This is a genomic window from Tsuneonella troitsensis (genome assembly GCF_001441535.1).
GTDB lineage: Bacteria > Pseudomonadota > Alphaproteobacteria > Sphingomonadales > Sphingomonadaceae > Tsuneonella > Tsuneonella troitsensis.
This window is the reverse complement of record NZ_LMAU01000003.1, coordinates 287766-305739: the sequence shown is the minus strand read 5'-3', so window position 1 is coordinate 305739 and position 17974 is coordinate 287766. Positions and strand designations below refer to the sequence as shown.

At 64.8% G+C, this 17974-nt stretch carries 17 protein-coding genes and 1 tRNA gene; 10 read left to right on the top strand and 8 right to left on the bottom strand.

Annotation, left to right across the window (positions count from 1 at the left end; translation table 11 throughout):
* The first annotated feature begins 17 nt into the window (after positions 1-17).
* Both AR323_RS08225 and purC read left to right on the top strand, forming a co-directional pair.
* Positions 18-93 (top strand) — tRNA-Phe (locus AR323_RS08225).
* Between the two features lie 128 nt (positions 94-221).
* Entirely contained in the window at positions 222-1022 is an 801-nt protein-coding gene (gene purC, locus AR323_RS08220) for a phosphoribosylaminoimidazolesuccinocarboxamide synthase (protein WP_057883476.1), read from the top strand.
* A 4-nt stretch (positions 1023-1026) separates the two neighbouring features.
* Here purC and AR323_RS08215 read toward each other — a convergent pair whose 3' ends face one another.
* Positions 1027-1923: a glycosyltransferase family 2 protein gene (locus tag AR323_RS08215; protein ID WP_152980317.1), complete on the bottom strand. Its 897-nt coding sequence runs from the start codon at positions 1921-1923 to the stop codon at positions 1027-1029.
* Between the two features lie 93 nt (positions 1924-2016).
* On the bottom strand, positions 2017-2931 hold the full coding sequence (locus AR323_RS08210; RefSeq protein ID WP_235510502.1) for a diacylglycerol/lipid kinase family protein: 915 nt from the start codon (positions 2929-2931) through the stop codon (positions 2017-2019).
* A 23-nt stretch (positions 2932-2954) separates the two neighbouring features.
* Between AR323_RS08210 and AR323_RS08205 the strand changes: the two genes are divergently transcribed.
* From AR323_RS08205 to purQ, 3 genes are all read left to right on the top strand, one after another.
* Positions 2955-5828 (top strand): M16 family metallopeptidase, encoded by a 2874-nt coding sequence (locus tag AR323_RS08205; RefSeq protein WP_123321797.1) that lies wholly within the window; start codon positions 2955-2957, stop codon positions 5826-5828.
* Positions 5829-5898: 70 nt separating this feature from the next.
* The gene (gene purS, locus AR323_RS08200) at positions 5899-6150 is read left to right on the top strand and encodes a phosphoribosylformylglycinamidine synthase subunit PurS (protein ID WP_057883473.1); all 252 of its coding nucleotides are present in this window, start codon (positions 5899-5901) and stop codon (positions 6148-6150) included.
* Entirely contained in the window at positions 6150-6827 is a 678-nt protein-coding gene (gene purQ / locus AR323_RS08195) for a phosphoribosylformylglycinamidine synthase subunit PurQ (RefSeq protein ID WP_057883472.1), read from the top strand. The genes purS and purQ overlap by 1 nt, the downstream gene beginning before the upstream one ends.
* 15 nt (positions 6828-6842) lie before the next feature.
* Here the strand turns inward: purQ and AR323_RS08190 are convergent, their stop codons facing one another.
* From AR323_RS08190 to AR323_RS08170, 5 genes are all read right to left on the bottom strand, one after another.
* Complete coding sequence (locus tag AR323_RS08190) at positions 6843-9167, bottom strand: putative bifunctional diguanylate cyclase/phosphodiesterase (RefSeq protein ID WP_057883471.1); 2325 nt, start codon at positions 9165-9167, stop codon at positions 6843-6845.
* Between the two features lie 165 nt (positions 9168-9332).
* Positions 9333-11156: a glutamine--fructose-6-phosphate transaminase (isomerizing) gene (glmS, locus tag AR323_RS08185; protein ID WP_057883470.1), complete on the bottom strand. Its 1824-nt coding sequence runs from the start codon at positions 11154-11156 to the stop codon at positions 9333-9335.
* Positions 11157-11178: 22 nt separating this feature from the next.
* Entirely contained in the window at positions 11179-11544 is a 366-nt protein-coding gene (locus tag AR323_RS08180) for a type II toxin-antitoxin system VapC family toxin (RefSeq protein WP_057883469.1), read from the bottom strand.
* Between the two features lie 3 nt (positions 11545-11547).
* On the bottom strand, positions 11548-11802 hold the full coding sequence (locus tag AR323_RS08175) for a CopG family transcriptional regulator (RefSeq protein WP_057883468.1): 255 nt from the start codon (positions 11800-11802) through the stop codon (positions 11548-11550).
* A gap of 18 nt (positions 11803-11820) precedes the next feature.
* A complete protein-coding gene (locus AR323_RS08170; RefSeq protein ID WP_057883738.1) occupies positions 11821-12723 on the bottom strand; it encodes a DMT family transporter in 903 nt (300 codons plus the stop codon).
* Between the two features lie 199 nt (positions 12724-12922).
* Here AR323_RS08170 and AR323_RS08165 point away from each other — a divergent pair, with 199 nt between their 5' ends.
* The 5 genes from AR323_RS08165 (at position 12923) to AR323_RS08145 (ending at position 17154) form a co-directional block, all read left to right on the top strand.
* A complete protein-coding gene (locus AR323_RS08165; RefSeq protein WP_161808728.1) occupies positions 12923-13948 on the top strand; it encodes a phosphatase PAP2 family protein in 1026 nt (341 codons plus the stop codon).
* A 66-nt stretch (positions 13949-14014) separates the two neighbouring features.
* Positions 14015-15532, top strand: coding sequence for a CpaF family protein (locus AR323_RS08160; protein ID WP_200956690.1), 1518 nt, complete (start codon positions 14015-14017; stop codon positions 15530-15532).
* Positions 15533-15789: 257 nt separating this feature from the next.
* Entirely contained in the window at positions 15790-16002 is a 213-nt protein-coding gene (locus AR323_RS08155; RefSeq protein WP_057883466.1) for a cold-shock protein, read from the top strand.
* A 165-nt stretch (positions 16003-16167) separates the two neighbouring features.
* Positions 16168-16422, top strand: coding sequence for a hypothetical protein (locus AR323_RS08150; RefSeq protein ID WP_057883465.1), 255 nt, complete (start codon positions 16168-16170; stop codon positions 16420-16422).
* 81 nt (positions 16423-16503) lie between these two features.
* On the top strand, positions 16504-17154 hold the full coding sequence (locus tag AR323_RS08145; protein ID WP_164461515.1) for a GNAT family N-acetyltransferase: 651 nt from the start codon (positions 16504-16506) through the stop codon (positions 17152-17154).
* Here the strand turns inward: AR323_RS08145 and AR323_RS08140 are convergent.
* Positions 17151-17939, bottom strand: a complete 789-nt coding sequence (locus tag AR323_RS08140) for a LysR family transcriptional regulator (protein WP_057883464.1) — start codon at positions 17937-17939, stop codon at positions 17151-17153. The genes AR323_RS08145 and AR323_RS08140 overlap by 4 nt on opposite strands.
* Positions 17940-17974 lie beyond the last annotated feature (35 nt).

The window sequence follows — 17974 nt, the reverse complement described above, 5'->3', positions numbered from 1 at the left end:
GGCACCGCGCAGTGCCTGCCTCGGTAGCTCAGTTGGTAGAGCATGCGACTGAAAATCGCAGTGTCGGTGGTTCGAATCCGCCCCGAGGCACCACTCCCCGCCACGTGAGTCCCGTTTGCGTTGCGCGGCGCTTTTGCCTAAGGCGCGCCGAACGCCCCGGCCGCGCGAGTCACGCGCCCGCCGGGGTCGATTGTTTCCAGCCCTATGAAAGGGAAACCGCGATGTCCCGTCGCCGCCAGGTTTACGAAGGCAAGGCCAAGATCCTTTACGAGGGTCCCGAGCCGGGCACGCTGATCCAGTACTTCAAGGACGATGCGACCGCCTTCAATGCCCAGAAGAAGGGCACGATCAACGGCAAGGGCGTGATCAACAACCGCATCAGCGAGTACGTGTTCACGCGCCTCGCCCATATCGGCATTCCCACGCACTTCATCCGCCGCCTCAACATGCGCGAACAGCTCGTCCGGCAGGTCGAGATCATCCCGATCGAGGTGATCGTCCGCAACGTCGCCGCCGGTTCGCTGACCAAGCGCCTCGGGATCGAGGAGGGCGAGCCGCTGCCGCACACGCTGATCGAGTACTGCTACAAGGACGACGCCCTAGGCGATCCGTTCGTGAGCGAGGAAGAGATCGCCTGCTTCAACTGGGCCAGCCACGAGGAAATGCAGGACATTTCCAGTATGGCGATCCGAATCAACGATTTCATGAGCGGCATGTTCGCCGCAATCGGCATCCGCCTGGTGGACTTCAAGCTGGAATTCGGTCGCATCTGGGACCAGGACTTCAGCCGCACGATCCTGGCCGACGAGATCAGCCCCGACGGCTGCCGCTTGTGGGACATGGTCACCGGCGAGAAGCTCGACAAGGATCGCTTCCGTCGCGACCTTGGCGGGGAACAGGAAGCCTATCAGGAAGTCGCGCGCCGCCTCGGCCTGCTGCAGGACGACAACGGACCGGGCGAGGTGTTCGACCTGAGCGCCCACCGCGGCCGCCTGCGCACTCCGGCCAAGCCGAAGAAGTAGCGCTTCAGGCGGCCCGGACCAGCTCCGCGGCCCCGTCGAGTACGACACCCGGACCGAAGCGGTGCAGCATCGCGGCCAGGCACCGGTCGTTTCCGCGCTCGGCCACGTTCCGCTTCCACAAGGCGGTGGCTTGCGATCCGCCCCAGGTCACCAGGGGGTCGGTCCATCCGGTGTGGCTGAAACGCGTGCCGGCCAGGCGGCCCATGAAATAGAGCCAGATGTCGTCGGCGGTGGGGCACAGGCGCCGAGCCTCGTCCATGTCCAGAACTTGCGGATGAATCCGGTCCGCTTGCAGCAGGACCCCGCCCACGCCTGTCGGGAAGTGGCAGGGTGAAGCGCCGGGCCCTTCGATGTCGTGCGTCCATGACCGGTAGCCGAGCGGCACACCGACATCATCCAGCGCGATCCGGTGGACGCGGTGGCAGGGAACCTCTCCCGGCCGCTTTGCGGCCACCAGCCGGCCCAGCCAATCGGGCGGATACCAGGTGTCGTCATCGCAGATCGCAATGTCGGCATGGGGGAATTCTCGCAGCGCGTGGACGTACTTGGTGTGGGAACCGTGATCGTCGCACGCGATGATGTGCAGGCCGAACGGTTCCAGCTCCCACACTTCACTCGGTACTGCATCGATATCGTCATGGCCGATCCACAGCAGGACTGCCTCGGGTCGAAGCTTCTGCAGCAGCAAGCTGCGCAGGGTCAGCGCGAGGAACTCGAAACGCGGCCGGTAGGACGTTAACGATACGAACAGCCCATGGCGTGCGTCGGGAAGGCCTCCCGCGCCATCGCCAAACCGCGCTTCCCACCCGGCAGACAGGGCCCGGCGAGCCTGCCACTCGCGCAAGGGTGAAGTCAGCAAACCCCGGCGCAACGGCGGCAAGGGTCCCCAATCGAGCCACATGGGCGCTCCTGTCGATGGAGGGTCTTCGTCCAGCGCGCCATTCAACCGGCCTGTTACACCCGTGAGACACGGCGAATCGCCCTGGCGTGGTTTTCAGACCACGTAGCGCAGGGTCATCCCGGTCGGTTCGACCGCGAAGGCGCGGCCCGGTTCGAAGTCCGGGATATGGTCGCCGTCGACCTGTATGGGGCTGGCGCAGCGATCGAAGCTGACCCGGCGAACCGTGCGGATCGTCGCAAGACCCAGTCGATCGAGCGGCAACCGTGCGAGTGCAGCCGCGGTAAACGCCACGATCCCCGCACGCGATGTCCTCTCGAGAACGATGAGCTCGACCGAATCCGCCGCCAGCGCGGCGCCGGGCGACAGGCGAAACGAACCCGCGAACAGCGCACCGTGGCTGACGATGACCGCTCCCGCGGTGCAGGCGAAGGGCGTGCCGTCCGCCATTTCACCCGCCAGGTCCATCTCCTGACTTGGCCATCGGCGAAGCAGCCGGAGCATTGCGACGACGTAGGCGAAACGTCCGATCCGCTTCTTGAGCGTGGACGATACATGCGCGACCGCGTGGCTGTCGGGGCCGATCGAAAGGCAGGACACGACCGGCAGTTCGCCCAGACGATGGAGCGGCGCGCGCAGCCACCGTTCATCGCCCTGCTTCCATGCCGCGGTTACCCGCTCGGCCAGCTTTTCCGGATCGCGCGGATAGCCGATTTCGCGGGCCACCAGGTTGATGGTGCCCGACGGGGCGATGCACAGCGGTATGCTGTCTGCCAGTGTGCCCAGCGCCTGTACGGCATCGCGCAATGTCCCGTCACCGCCGTGAACGCAGACCAGGTCGGGCACCATTTCAGTGGGGCGCCATTTCCGCGCCGAAGGAACCTGGCGCACCGTCCATCCCCGTCGCGCGAAAGCACGCACGAGCGCGTCCAGCCGCGATTTGCGGAAGCTCCCCGCCACCGGGTTGTAGACGAGATCGAGCTTCATGCCGGCCGCTGTTGCCCCGTTCATGTCGCGCGGGCAAGAAGGAGGGCATGAAGCCGATGATTCTCCTGCCGTTTCTGCTGGCAACAGCAGCGCCCGTCCTCGCCCAGTCCCAAGTCGATGAGCCGACGCCAGCCGGCGCACAGGCGCAGGCCTCGCCCGCCTTCGCGCCTCCGGTGTGGGGATTTGAAGGAAGCGACGTCCCGGTCGATCCCGGCTACACTTACGGCGTGCTGCCGAATGGGATGCGCTATATTCTGCGCGAGAACCATCAGCCGGCTGGCACCGTACTGGTGCGCCTGCGGATCGGATCGGGCTCGCTGGAAGAACGCGAAGAGGAACGCGGGCTCGCCCATTACCTCGAGCACATGGCCTTCAACGGGTCGAAAAAGGTGCCCGAGGGCGAGATGATCAAGCTGCTCGAACGCGAAGGGCTGGCGTTCGGTGCCGATACCAATGCCTCGACCGGTTTCGAAGTCACCTCCTACAAGCTCGACCTGCCGCGCAACGATCCGAAATTGATCGACACCGCGCTCATGCTGATGCGCGAGACCGCCAGCGAACTGACGATTTCCGAGGAAGCCGTCGAGCGCGAGCGCGGGATCATCCTGGCGGAGAAGCGCGACCGGATGAACTATTCGGTCAAGGAAACGCTCGATGAGTGGGCCTTTACGACGCCCGGCGCCCGATACCCCGAGCGCTTTCCGATCGGGGCGGACGAAACCTTGAAGGCAGCCGATGCCGCTCGGCTGCGCGGGTTCTACGAACGTGCCTACGTTCCGGCCAATGCCGTTCTGATCGTGGTCGGGGCGATCGACGTCGACGCGGTCGAACGCGATATCCGGACACGCTTCGGCGACTGGAAGTCGGCCCCCGCGCCCGCCGAGCCGGAGACCGGACCTGTCGACCTGTCGCGCAATGGCGAGACAGATATATACCTCGATCCAGCGCTATCGGAACGCGTCACGATGACCCGCCTTTCGCCCTGGGTGGACGAGAAGGATAGCGTGGCCAAGCGCCAGCGCGACCTGCTGCGCTCGATCGGATACGCCGCGGTCAATCGCCGATTCCAGACCCTTGCGCGAACTGAGGATGCACCCTTCCGCGGAGCAGGGTTCGGCACGGGCGACATCTTCGAATCGGGCCGTGCGACAAATCTGATCATCGATGCGGTCGACGGTGGATGGAAGAGGGGCCTGGAAGCCGCCACCCGCGAGTGGCGCCGCGCGATGGAGTTTGGCTTTTCCGACGCGGAAATCGCCGAACAGGTCGCGCGTTACCGGCAGTCGGCCCGCAACGCCGCGGCCGGATCGGCAACCCGCAGCAATGCCGCGCTCGTCGCGGTCGCCGAGCGAATGCTGGACGACGAGGTCGTCATCTCCACGCCCGAAGACAATCTTACCCGCTTCGAGGCATTCGCCCCTTCGATTACGCCCGCCGCCGTCCTGGCCGCTCTGCGCGAGGACGCGGCGCCGCTCGACGATCCGCTCATTCGCTTCCAGGGTCGCAAGGCGCCCGAGGGCGGAGAAGCGGAGCTTCGAACCGCCTGGAATGCCCTCGTCGCGGAAACGATAACTCCGGCGGAGCAGGTTGCTGCGACCGAATTCGGCTACACCGATTTCGGGCCGGCTGGCGCGGTCGTCAGTGATACGGTCGATCCGCGGCTCGACATCCGCGAGGTCGTGTTCGCAAATGGGGTGCGGCTCAACCTGAAGAAGACCGCGCTGCAGGCCGATCGGGTCCTTTTCCAACTCTCTCTCGATGGCGGCGACCTACTGACGACCAGAGACGATCCACTGGCGCTGGCAATGATCGGGTCTCTCCCGGCCGGCGGTCTGGGCAAGCACTCCGCCGACGAACTGGCCTCGCTTCTGGCGGGACGGACGGTCGGCTTCAACATCGGCGCACGGGGTGACCGCTTCGTCAGCGGGCGTTCCACCACGCCCGGCGATCTGGAACTGCAGCTTCAACTCATCGCGGCCTCGCTGACAGACCCCGGCTACCGGCGCGACGGGGAGACCGCGTACAAGCGCGGGATCGCGAACTTCTTCAAGCAGCGCAACGCCACGCCGGGGGGTGCCTATTCGTCGGCGATCGGTGGCATCCTGTCCGACGACGATCCCCGCTTCACCCTGCAGCCGGAAGCTGATTACCAGAAGCTTTCGTTCGCGGCCCTGCGCGACGTCATCGGAGATCGGCTTGCCAAAGGTGCGATCGAACTCGGCCTCGTCGGCGATATCGACGAGGACGCCGCCATCGCGCTGGTCGGCAAGACGCTGGGCGCACTTCCGCCGCGCGAGCCCGATTTCCAGCCGCGCGAGGACGCGCGCGTCCGCCCGTTCACCACGGACCGGTCGCTCCGCACGATCCGCCACACCGGCGAACCCGACCAGGCGACGATCCGGATCACCTGGCCCACGGTCGACGACAGCGATCCAGCGCTTGCCCTGCGCCTCGAGTTGCTCGAACGCGTGGTCCGGCTCGAACTGACCGAAGAAATCCGCGAGCGGCTAGGCAAGGCCTATTCTCCCGGATCGTCGAGCAGCCCGTCGAACGTCTGGCGCGGTTACGGCACCTTCGCACTGGCATCGTCGGTGGATGTCGGCGACGTCGAGCCGACGCGAGCCGCCATCCGCGCGGTCGTCGAAAAGCTGGCAAGAGAACCTGTGTCCGCCGACCTGATCGATCGGGCACGTCGGCCGATGTTGGAAGCGTACGACAACCGGCTCAAGACAAACGGCGGTTGGCTGCCCCTCGTGGCGGTTTCGCAAGGCGAATCGGATCGGATCGACCGCTTCCTCGCTGCCAAGGACATGCTGTCTCAGGTGACCCCGGCCGAACTGCAGGCGGTCGCGGCGCGTTTTCTTGCCCCGGCCGATGCGGTGGAGGTACTGGTGCTGCCTGCGGTGGACAGCGCAGGCTGACGCTTGTGGTCCGGGCCGGGCTTCGCCATAGGCTGCCCGCGTTCCCGCCGGCCACGAAGGAGCGCCGCCCATGAAAGTTCGCGTGCACGTCAGCCTGAAGCCGGGAGTGCTCGATCCGCAGGGTCGCGCTGTGCACCACGCGCTCGAAGGGCTGGGTTTCGACGGCGTCGAAGATGTGCGCGTCGGCCGCCTGATCGAACTCGATGTGGCAGACGGTACGAGCCAGGCGACCCTCGACGACATGTGCCGCAAGCTGCTCGCCAACATGGTGATCGAGAACTACCGGATCGAATTTCCGGCCGAAGCGCAGGGCGCCGTGTGATGGCGTTTCGGGGTGCGGTAATCACGTTTCCTGGCTCCAACTGCGACCGGGACATGGCGGTCGCGCTAGAGAAGGTTTCGGGCGAGCCGGCCTTGCGCGTGTGGCATGCCGACGCCGACCTGCCCGACCGGCTGGACATGATCGCGATACCCGGCGGCTTTTCCTACGGCGACTATCTGCGCTGCGGGGCCATCGCCAGCCGCAGCCCCGTGATGCGGGCCGTGGTGCGTGCGGCGGAGCGCGGTGTGCCGGTCCTCGGCGTGTGCAATGGTTTCCAAGTGCTGACCGAAAGCGGCCTGCTGCCCGGCGCACTGATGCGCAACGCTCAGCTCAACTTCACTTGCCGCGAAGCGCGCCTGACGGTCGAGAACGGCCAGTCGCTGTTCACCGCCGGCTTCGAGTCCGGTTCGGTGGTCAGCTTTCCCATCGCCCACCACGACGGCAACTATTTCGCAGACGCCGAGACGCTCGACCAGATCGAGGGCGACGGGCGGGTTGCGTTTCGCTATCTCGACGAGGTTAACGGCTCCCAGCGGCGAATTGCCGGGGTGCTGAACGCCGGCGGCAACGTGCTGGGCATGATGCCCCACCCCGAGCGTGCGATCGAACCGGAACTGGGCGGCACCGATGGCCGCGTATTGTTCGAAAGCGCTATCGGAGCGCTCGTCGGAGCCTGACGAGCGCCAGTTCGCTCACGCCCGCATGCGGTCGGGCACATCCGAGACGCGTCGCCGGAATAGCTTCAGCGCGTCTTCCGCCGTCATCGGGCGCCCGAAGTGATAGCCCTGGATCTTCGTGCAGCCGAGCCGCCGGACGAGTTCGGCCTCCTCGATGTTCTCGACGCCCTCGGCTGTAGTGGTCATTTCCAGCGCATCGGCCATCGCGACCACTGCGCGAATGATCGCGAGGCTTTCCTTGCTGTGCTGAGCGGCACCCTGAACGAAGCTGCGATCGACCTTGATGGTCGAGAACGACAGCTTGCGCAGGTAGCCGAGCGACGAATAGCCGGTTCCGAAATCGTCGAGCGCCACGGTGCAGCCGAGCGCCATGACCTGTTCCAGCGAACTGCGCGCGATACTGGCATCGCGCAGGAAGATCGATTCGGTCACTTCCAGCTCGAGCCGCCGCGCTTCGAGGCCACTTGCGGAAAGCGCCTGGACTACCGTCGAAGCGAAATCGGGCTCGAATAGCTGTTCGGGCGATACGTTGACCGCGACCCGCACGTTCTCCGGCCAGCGAGTCGCCTCGCGACAGGCCTGCTCCATCACCCAAGTACCGATTGGCACGATGAGGCGCGTATCTTCTGCGATCGGCACGAACTTGCCCGGGCTGACGAGTCCGTGAACCTTGCTGTTCCAGCGGACCAGCGCCTCGAAGCTGACGACTTCCCCGGTCTTGGCATTCACGACCGGTTGGTAGTTCAGCTCCAACTCGCGATTCTCGAGTGCGCGGCGAAGGGCGAATTCGAGCTGGCGGCGTTCTTCGGCGTTGGCGTGAAGCGCCGGCTCGTAGTTGCGATGCTCGCCGCCGCCGTCATCCTTGGCGCGGTAAAGCGCAAGGTCGGCATTGCGCATCAGTTCCTCCACCGACTTCCCGTCGCGGGGTCCGACCGCCGCACCGACGCTCGCGCCAACATAGAGCGTGTGATGCTCGACTTCGTAGGGCTGCGAAAGGCGAGAGATTACGCGCTTCGCCACGCTCTCGATGCAACCGCGTTCGCTCGCATCGCGGATCACGATCGCGAACTCGTCACCGCCAAGGCGGCCGCAGAACTCGTTTTCGGTGAGCACACCGCGCAGGCGCGCCGACACTTCCGCCAGCAACTTGTCGCCGACCTGATGGCCGAGCGAATCGTTGACCGCCTTGAACCGGTCGAGATCGATCATCAGGAACGCGCAGCGCGTGCGCCATTGATCGGCATAGCGCAGCGCATCGCCCAGCGCTTCGGTAAGCATCAAGCGGTTGGGTAGCCCGGTCAGGGTGTCGTAGCGCGCAAGGTAAGCGATCTTCTCGCTCGATTCGCGCTGCTCGGTCACGTCCGAGCCCACCCCGCGAATGCCGAGATAGGCGCCGTTATCGTCGAGGATCGGCGTCCCCGACAACTCCCACCAACGATGTTCCCGTCCGATCGACACCTTGACCAGAAGGTTCGAAAAGCTCTCGCGCCGCTTGAGCCGCTCGGCAAGGTCGTGAAGGCTGGACGAGAACTGACCGGTTTCCCAAGCCTCGCCGCTGACGAGTTCGAGGAACGGGCGCCCCTCGACCTCCTCCACCGATTTTCCGAGCGCGAAGGCGAACCGCGGCGACGCCGACCGGACGAGCCGGTTTGTGTCGATCTGCCACAGCCAGTCGGCCTGGTTTTCCTCGAACTCGCGCAGGAGCAGGGATACGACTTCGCTCTTTTCCGCGTTGTTCGCTTCGGCAAGGCAGGCCGCCATATGGGTGCGGGCGACACTTGTTACGCCGACGATAACGACCACGGCCAGGATGCCGACCGCAGCCGCCATGCCGAACTGCCCGAACCAGAGATAGGTTGCCAACGACGCGATGCCCGTTACGGCCCCGAAGACGACGGTGACGAGCGGTGCGACACCCAGCGCCAGGGTCGAGCCCAAGACGAGTATGGCAATCAGGAAGCCAACGACCGCGCGATCCGCATCGCCGCCGTAGAATGCGAAGCCCAGCGCGGGGATGCACCATGCGAGGGCCACGGTGCCGGTAGAGATCGCCTTGCGATTGATCTCGTCGCGGGAGATTCGCGCGCGCTCGCCGACCGTCAGGGCCCGGTCGGTTCGCAAGGTGAACTGCAGTGCTGTCGCCAGGCAGATCGCGAACACCGCGAGCAAAGCCACGGGTGCCTTGCCGATATAGGTCGTGATGGCGATTATGGCGCAGACTGCGTGGACCAGAACGCGAAGGCGCGCGGTCTCGTTGATCTGCGAAAACTGAAGAGCGCGCAGCCGATTCCAGTCACCGTTTTCCGGATCCCGCAGACCCAGCAGGGCGAGGATCGGCATGTCGGCGGGCAATTGGGAAGGCGGATTGCTGCGGTCAGTCACACCCGCGGCTTAACCGGCAAAGGTTATCCGCCAGTAAATACTTCATCTAACGCGATAAAATGCCCTTGGGCGGCAATTCCATATTAACCATGTCCGTGGGCTCGTATCGACGAGCGCATCTGTTCACTCCACCGTGACCGATTTGGCCAGATTTCGCGGTTGATCGACGTCGGTGCCTTTCGCACATGCGACGTGATAGGCCAGCAACTGCACCGGCACCGCATAGACGAGCGGCGCGATCAAGGGGTGGACGCGCGGCATCTGGATCGTGGCGAGGCACCCCTCGCCCGCCTCGGCCAGACCTTCCTCGTCGCTGATCAGGACGATCTTTCCGCCGCGGGCGCGGACCTCCTGCATGTTCGAAACGGTCTTCTCGAACAACGGTCCGGACGGGGCGAGAACGATTACCGGCACGGCTTCGTCGATCAGCGCGATGGGGCCGTGCTTCATCTCGCCGCTCGCGTAACCTTCGGCGTGGATATAGCTGATTTCCTTAAGTTTCAGCGCCCCTTCCAGGGCCAGCGGATAATCCGCTCCGCGGCCCAAGTAGAGCACGTCGCGGGCCGGCGCGATGAGATGCGCCATGCCGGCGATATCGTCGTCGTGGTCGAGCGCGGCATTGAGCGCGGCCGGCGCCTCGAGCAGATGGCGGACTACCTCCTGCTCCTCGGCCCGGTCCATGCGTCCCTTCTTGACCGCAAGGTGTGCCGACAGCGCCGCGAGCACGGCTAGCTGGCAGGTGAAGGCCTTGGTGCTGGCGACCCCGATCTCCGGCCCGGCGTGAGTCGGCAGAAGCAGGTCGGCCTCGCGCGCCATCGAACTGGTCGGCACGTTCACGACTACCGCGATCGTCTGCCCGTTCGCCTTGCAGTGCCTGAGCGCCGCTAGCGTATCGGCGGTTTCGCCGCTCTGGCTGATGAAGAGCGCGAGGCCACCTGCTTCGAGCGGCGGTTCGCGATACCGGAACTCGCTCGCTACATCGATATCGACCGGCACCCGGGCGAAAGCCTCGATCCAGTACTTGGCCACCATCCCGGCATAGTACGACGTGCCGCAGGCCACGATAGTGATGCGGCGAATGGCAGAAAGATCGAAGTCGATCTGGGGCAGCGCCACACGGTTGTCGGCTTGGTGGATGTACGACTGGAGCGTCTGGGCGACCACCGTCGGCTGCTCGAAGATCTCCTTCTGCATGTAGTGCCGGTAGTTACCCTTCTCGACCGCGGCGGCCGAGGCGCCCGACGTGGTGATCTCGCGCGTGACCGGCACGTTCTCGACATCGTAGACCTGCGCGCCGTCACGAGTGATCACGACCCAGTCGCCTTCTTCGAGATAGGATATCTGCTGGGTGAGCGGCGCCAGCGCGAGCGCGTCCGAACCGAGGTACGTTTCGCCCTCCCCGTATCCGACGACCAGCGGAGAGCCGAGCCGCGCGCCGATCAGCATGTCGGGCTGATCGCGGAATGCGATCGCCAGTGCGAAAGCGCCGCGAAGGCGAGGCAGCACCGTCTGGACTGCCTCTTGCGGCGTTGCGCCATTTTCGACTTGCTCGGAAACGAGATGCGCCACGACCTCGCTGTCGGTTTCGCTTTCGAGAGTGCGACCCTTCGCGGTAAGTTCGTCGCGCAACTGCTTGAAATTCTCGATGATGCCGTTGTGGACGAGTGCGACGTGGGGCGTCGCGTGCGGGTGCGCGTTGTTCGCGGTCGGTGCCCCGTGAGTCGCCCACCGCGTGTGCGCGATGCCGATCGTGCCGGGTGCTGGATTGCGCTCGAGTTCGCGAACGAGGTTGGCGAGCTTCCCCTCGGCACGGCGACGGACGAGCTGCCCATCGGCCATGGTACAGATGCCCGCACTATCGTATCCGCGATATTCCATGCGCTTGAGGCCGTCGACCAGGCGATCCGCGACGTCTTGTTTGCCGGCGATACCGATGATTCCGCACATGATCCGGGGTTATCCGCTTTCGTTAGAGTAGGTATGGGACGCGAATGCCCGGCAGGTTTGCCGGGAAATCCTGAACGTTCCGGGTGATAAGGATGGAGCCGTTTACCTGAGCGGTCGCCAGAATACAGGCATCCATCAAATTCATGCGCGATCGATGCCGTATACCCGCCGCTGCCGATGCGATGCGTGCGTCGATTTCGACGACCTCGAACGGGGCGATCAGTTCCCGCAGGATATCGCGCCCTTCCAGGCTCTCGCCGGCCAGGACTTCCATCCACACGATTCGACTGATGCGATGGCGCCGGTATCGCGAAAGCTCCGCGATGGCCGGTGCCTTGCCGCTTAGCCAGTCGATCAGGATATTGGTGTCGAAGAACGGGTCGGACACAGCTCAACCGTCTTCATGCGATGTGCGGTCTTCGCGCATAGCTCGTTGGTAGATCACGCCATCGGCCAGACCCGCCCGGCCAGACCAATATCCCGCGCCCCGCTTGATCCAATCGCTTCCGCTGGCGAGCGACACCCGCGCCTTATAGACCGCAACCGCGTCACGCAGAACGGCTGCGCGCGACATGCCCAGTTCCGAGGCACGTGCATCGAGCCACTTGATGTCTTCTTCAGCGAGGTCGACCAGAATTCGCGTCATGATATCGTGATATGATATCTATATATCGACGTCAATGACCGCTTTCCTGCGTGTGGCCCGCCATAGGTAGAGGCCAGACCCGATTATGATGACGCCGCCAAGAAGGGACCATGCGCACGGGCGGTCCCCGAACCACAGCCAGCCCAGTCCGATCGCAACCACGAGCTGCACGTAGGTCATCGGCGCGATCGTGGCCGCGCCGGCGCGGACCGTACCCATGTATATCAGCCAATGTGCGGTGCTCGCACTGAGGGCGACGAAGGCGCATTTCGCGATCACAAGGATGCTGGGCGCACCGATTGCCAGCCGCTCGATCCCGGACATGTGGCCGAGCCCTGCGGCCGCAACAAGCACCGGCGCGGCGACGAGCGCGAGCTTGGCCTGCATGGCCAGTGCGCTCGCGGAGCCCGCTACCGCGCGATTGGCCATGAACAGCGCGCTCATCCCAAAGGCCGAAGCCAGCGGAAGCAATGCTGCCGGACCCAGTGCGGCCAGATTGGGTCGCAACACGATCAGGACGCCCACGAACGCGGCACCGCTCGCGATCCAAGTTGCTCGGATGGCGCGCTCGCCCAGAAAGAGCGGCGCGAGCAATCCGGTGATGAGAGGACTGACGAAGACAATCGTCGTCGCTTCGGCCAGCGGCATGACGAACAGCGACGCGAAGAAGGCGACCGTCGATATTGCCACCGCCACGCCCCGCACGACCTGAAGGCCAGGCCGCGCAAAATGAAATCCGGCAGGGCCTTCCGTGGCCAGGAGGATTGCCGACAGCCCGGCAGCGCCGAGCACGTAGCGCAATGCGGCGATCGCCGTTGGCGGCCATTCGCCCGCCATCGTCTTCACGACCGCATCGCCCAGCGAAAGCAGCGCGAAACCGCACAGGGCGAACATGAGGCCGCTTCGATCGTCTTGCCGCATGTCGTCCCCGGTCCCGGGCGAATTGCCCGCATGCGGCACAGCCCAACAAACGCGGGCTTGGCAAGCCCGCGAGCGGATAAAGATGGTTAACCCTTCCTTAGGTGCGCTCGTCTAGCAAAGGCGCGACGGCCCGTTGGCACCAATCGGCGGCGGCCCGACATTAGGCGAATCTTATCCAAGAGGCGAATAGGGCATGCCGATGACCAGATGGCTTGCACGCTTCCCCGAGGTCTGGATCACAGCGTCGATCGTGGCGATCACACTGGCCTTCGCGTTAAGCCAGGGCCTGCCGTTCAGCCTCCCGTCGGGCGAGCGAGCCGCATTCGTCGGCATCCACTATCTCTATCCGCTGATCGGGTTGTGTATCTGGATCGCGGTGGCGGCGGTCGGACAGCGGGAGAAGCTCGGCTCCACGCTCTTCATCGGGCTTCCCTGCTACGCGATCGTGCTGGTTTGCCACTTTAATCTCAAGCTCTGGATCCCCCACATCAATCCTGCCCTGTGGGACGATTTCTTCTGGGCGACCGACGAAGCGATCCGTCCGCTCATCGATTTCTGCATTGCGCTCTCGCATGCGATAGCGCCGGTCATCTCGCTCGACGGCAACTTCTACATGACCGCGTTCATCCTGCTGTTCTACGCAGGCTTCTGCTACCACGCGGTGAAGACGCCCGAGCGGTTCCACACGTTGTTTCTGGCGGCGCTGATCTTGCAGGGTCTGGGCGGTCTTGCCTATCTGGCGATGCCAGCCATCGGTCCATTCCTGTACGAGCAGGGACCGTACACTCTGGCCACCGCAGCCCAGCAATCGATGTATGCCGCGTGGCAGGCCAACGTGGCCGGCGGGGCGGGATGGCTCGACACCTACGGGGGCACGCACATCACCGTCGGCCTTGCCGCTATGCCATCGCTCCATGCGGGCGGTAGCTTCCTGTTCCTGATGTTCGCATTCCGGTACGCGAAGCCGCTCGCCTACCCTGCCGCGCTCGTTTTCGCGTACATCTGCATGGCCGCGGTCGCGACGCGCTGGCATTATGCAATAGACATTCCGGTGGGCATGGCGTTGGCGCTATTCAGCTACTGGGCGGCGCACCGCCTGAGCGCGCCCGGATCCGTCGCAACGATCGACGAGCAGCCGGCCCTTGCCGCGCCGGCGCCGCGCTCGTTGTTCGCGCGGTTCGTCCGGCGGCAACCGCCAGCCATTAGGCAAATATCAAACCTTTAACCTTAACAGGTTGCATCACGCCGCCCTTTAGAGTGGCCGACCGACGACCCAAGGGATGAAACGAAGATGAGCGCATTCGGACGGAAAAACGGCCCCGGAGCGATGAATCCGGGGGCTCGCCCGTCGTTCGGTGTCGCCCGCCCGATGAAGGGCGGCCCCGGCGCTCCCGTCCAGCCGTCTGGCGGCGGGGACCAATTCCCTCCGCTTCCGGCCGGCGACGCGTTCGCCGAACCGGCTGGCGCTCCCGGTAACAAGGACGATGCCCTGACCCGTCTCGCGGATCGCGCCAACGCGGTCCACGAACAGCAACAGGTCGGCGGGTTCGAGGCATCGGTCCACAAGATCAAGGAGCAGGTTCTTCCGCGCCTTCTGGAACGCGTCGATCCCGAAGCGGCTGCCACCCTGACCAAGGACGAGCTGTCGGAAGAATTCCGTCCCATCATCCTGGAAGTGCTCGCAGAGCTCAAGGTCACGCTGAACCGGCGTGAGCAGTTCGCGCTGGAAAAGGTCCTGATCGACGAGCTGCTCGGCTTCGGTCCGCTGGAAGAGCTTCTCAACGACCCCGACATTTCCGACATCATGGTCAACGGCCCGGACCAGACCTACATCGAAAAGAAGGGCAAGCTGGTCATCGCGCCCATCCAGTTCCGCGACGAGCAGCACCTGTTCCAGATCGCCCAGCGCATCGTGAACCAGGTCGGCCGCCGCGTCGACCAGACGACGCCGCTGGCCGACGCCCGCCTCAAGGACGGCAGCCGCGTCAACGTGATCGTTCCGCCGCTGTCCTTGCGCGGCACGGCGATCTCGATTCGCAAGTTCTCCGAAAAGCCGATCACCATCGACATGTTGCGCGACTTCGGCAGCATGAGCGACAAGATGGCGACCGCGCTGAAGATCGCCGGCGCGTGCCGGATGAACGTCGTGATTTCCGGCGGTACGGGTTCGGGTAAGACGACCATGCTCAACGCCCTGTCGAAGATGATCGACCCGGGCGAGCGCGTGCTGACCATCGAGGACGCGGCCGAGCTTCGCTTGCAGCAGCCCCACTGGCTGCCACTCGAAACGCGTCCGCCGAACCTCGAAGGCCAGGGCGCAATCACTATCGGCGACCTCGTGAAGAACGCCCTGCGTATGCGTCCGGATCGCATCATCCTTGGCGAAATCCGCGGCGCGGAGTGCTTCGACCTCCTAGCCGCCATGAACACCGGTCATGACGGCTCGATGTGTACGCTCCACGCCAATAGCCCGCGCGAATGCCTGGGCCGTATGGAGAACATGATCCTGATGGGCGACATCAAAATCCCCAAGGAAGCTATCAGCCGCCAGATCGCCGAATCGGTCGACCTGATCGTGCAGGTCAAGCGCCTGCGCGACGGTTCGCGCCGGACGACCAACGTGACCGAAGTCATCGGCATGGAAGGCGACGTGATCGTGACGCAGGAACTGTTCAAGTTCGAGTATCTCGACGAAAGCGAGGACGGTAAGATCCTGGGCGAATTCCGTTCGTCGGGCCTTCGCCCCTACACCCTCGAAAAGGCCCGGCAGTTCGGCTTCGACCAAGCCTACCTCGAGGCCTGCCTCTGATTGCCACCTGCGGCGATCATCGCCCCGGAAAAGCGACAGATTAGGTAAATCCGGCTTTGCGTGCTACACACGTTCCGCTGACGTCGAAATGTGCGACGGACTTCGACTTTTGACGAGGCGCTACGGCTCCTTCCGCTCACGCGGAACCTGCCCCGGCCCAACCCAGACGACGACTTCCTTTCATCTGACGATTTGACGCACGACCGCGGGGCACGTCGCCTCGCGCACGAACAAAACGTTTCTTGAAAGGAAACATCATGAGCAAGACCGGAACCGTAAAGTTCTTCAACGCCGACAAGGGCTATGGCTTCATCCAGCCCGACGACGGTTCGGACGACAGCTTCGTCCACATCACTGCCGTCCAGGCTGCTGGCATGCAGTCGCTCGACAAGGATCAGCGTCTGAACTTCGAAGTCGAAACCGGCCGCAACGGCAAGGCGAGCGCAGTCAACCTGTCGCCTGCCGACTGATTTGAACCGTTCGCATGCGCATTCGCGCATGCGGCTTTCCATTGCCCTTCGCGCTGATGCGCGTGGCGGCAATTGCGGGCGGGCGTTTGTTCTTGCGGTCGGCGTTTCGCTGACCGGAGCACGAGCGCCCGCCACACGCATCACACCAGCGCCGGAGACCCGTCGATGAGCCAGACCTTCGAATTCTACGACGCCCGTGCCAACGAGGCCGTTGCCGAGGCCGAAAATGCCACGCTCGACAACGTCCGAGACCGCAACCTGCGTGCCGCCAAGACCTGGCGCGCACTTGCCGACCAGGCCCGCAAGGTCATGGTCGACAGGGTGAAGGCCGAAAAGATCCGCGCCGAGCGCCGCGCCGACGAGGCCGAGGCGGCCCAGGCCAAGGCACTCGCGAACGAGGCCACCGCGGCTCAATACTGACGACCCGTCTTCCGCATGCCGCCGCGACCGTGCTAGCCTCGGGCTTCGCACAGGTCGGGTCGCATCCGGCGGAAGGCTTCGATGAACGAGCGCAGCGCTGCGTCCACGCGTCCTGACGAGCGGGTGATCCACACCCGGCTCGAGGACGGCACGCGCGTTTGCATCCGTACGATCCGCCCCGACGACGAACCCCGGATGCGCGACGGGATCGCGCAGATGACCGATCGTTCGCGCTACCTGCGGTTCTTCACCGGCATTAGCGTGCCCCCGCCCCACGTGATCACGCGGCTGCTCGATGCGGATGGGCATCGCCATATCGCCTGGGGCGCGATCGCCAGCGACCTGACGGGTGAACCCGCAGTAGGCGCGGTACACGCCTATGCCGCGGACGAGGCGGGGCCAGGTCCGGGCGACGACGACTGCGCGGAGTTCTCCGTCGCGGTGATCGACGAATTTCACGGTCGCGGGCTCGGCCGACTCCTCACTGCCACGATTCTGCTGGATTCCATGCGTGCCGGGTACGAGGAATTCCAGGCATGGACTCTGGCGGAAAATGCCGGCGCGATCGCATTTATCCGCGGGCTCGGCGCGGAACTCGCCGGACGGGATTCGGAAGTCCTCGAATATCACCTGCGGATCGAACGGGCGATCGAGGTCTTACGGGGTAGTTGCGATCCGCCGGGACTTGCCGACGTGTTCGCGGCGTTCGGCGAAACCGGTTGCGGCCGTTAGGTTGTCAGGAACGCCACCAGCGCCTTGACCTTTTTCTGCCGCCATTGCGGCAGTGGTGCGACCAGCCAGTAGGCGCGGCGCCCTTCGTCCGGGCCTTCCAGCACTTCGAGCCGACCGCCCTCGATCGCTTCTTCCACGAGCAGCATCGGCAGCATAGCCTTGCCCAGCCCGGCGATGGCGCTCGACAGCGCTTGGCCGGGATTGGCGACCTGGACCATGCCCTCCGCCCCGTCGGGTAGCGGCGCACCCGGCCACGCGATCCACTGGTCCGGCGCGCCGGGCGCGGCCACGACCACGCGGCGGGCTGGCGCAAGTTCCACGCCCTCCAGATCGCCCGGCCCGTCAACCAGGCGGATAGCCACGTCGAGGTTGGTTTCGGTGAAGTCGGCGTTCTCGTCGGCGATGAGCTGGAAGCGCACGCCCGGGTTCTCGGTTATGAATGCCGCGAGCCTGTGGCTGAGCCACTGGGCATAGAATTCGCGCGGCGCGGCGATGGTGTAGCGATCGCTCGCCTGCCCCGCCTGCATCGCCTGGACCGATTCCTCGAACTTCAGGAACCCTTCGCGCAAGGGATCGAGCCCCGCGATCGCCTCGTCGGTCAATTCCAGCCCCTTGCTCGTCCGGCGGAACAGGACGGTGCCGAGGTGGTCCTCGAGCGCTCGAATCTGCTGGCCCACGGCGGCGGGGGTTACCGCCAGCTCGTCGGCCGCTCGGGTGAACGACAAGTGCCGCGCCGCGGCGTCGAACACGCGCAAGGCGTTGAGGGGAAGGTGCGTACGCTTCATCGCGCGCTCAAGTAGCGAAGCGGCGGCGCAATAGA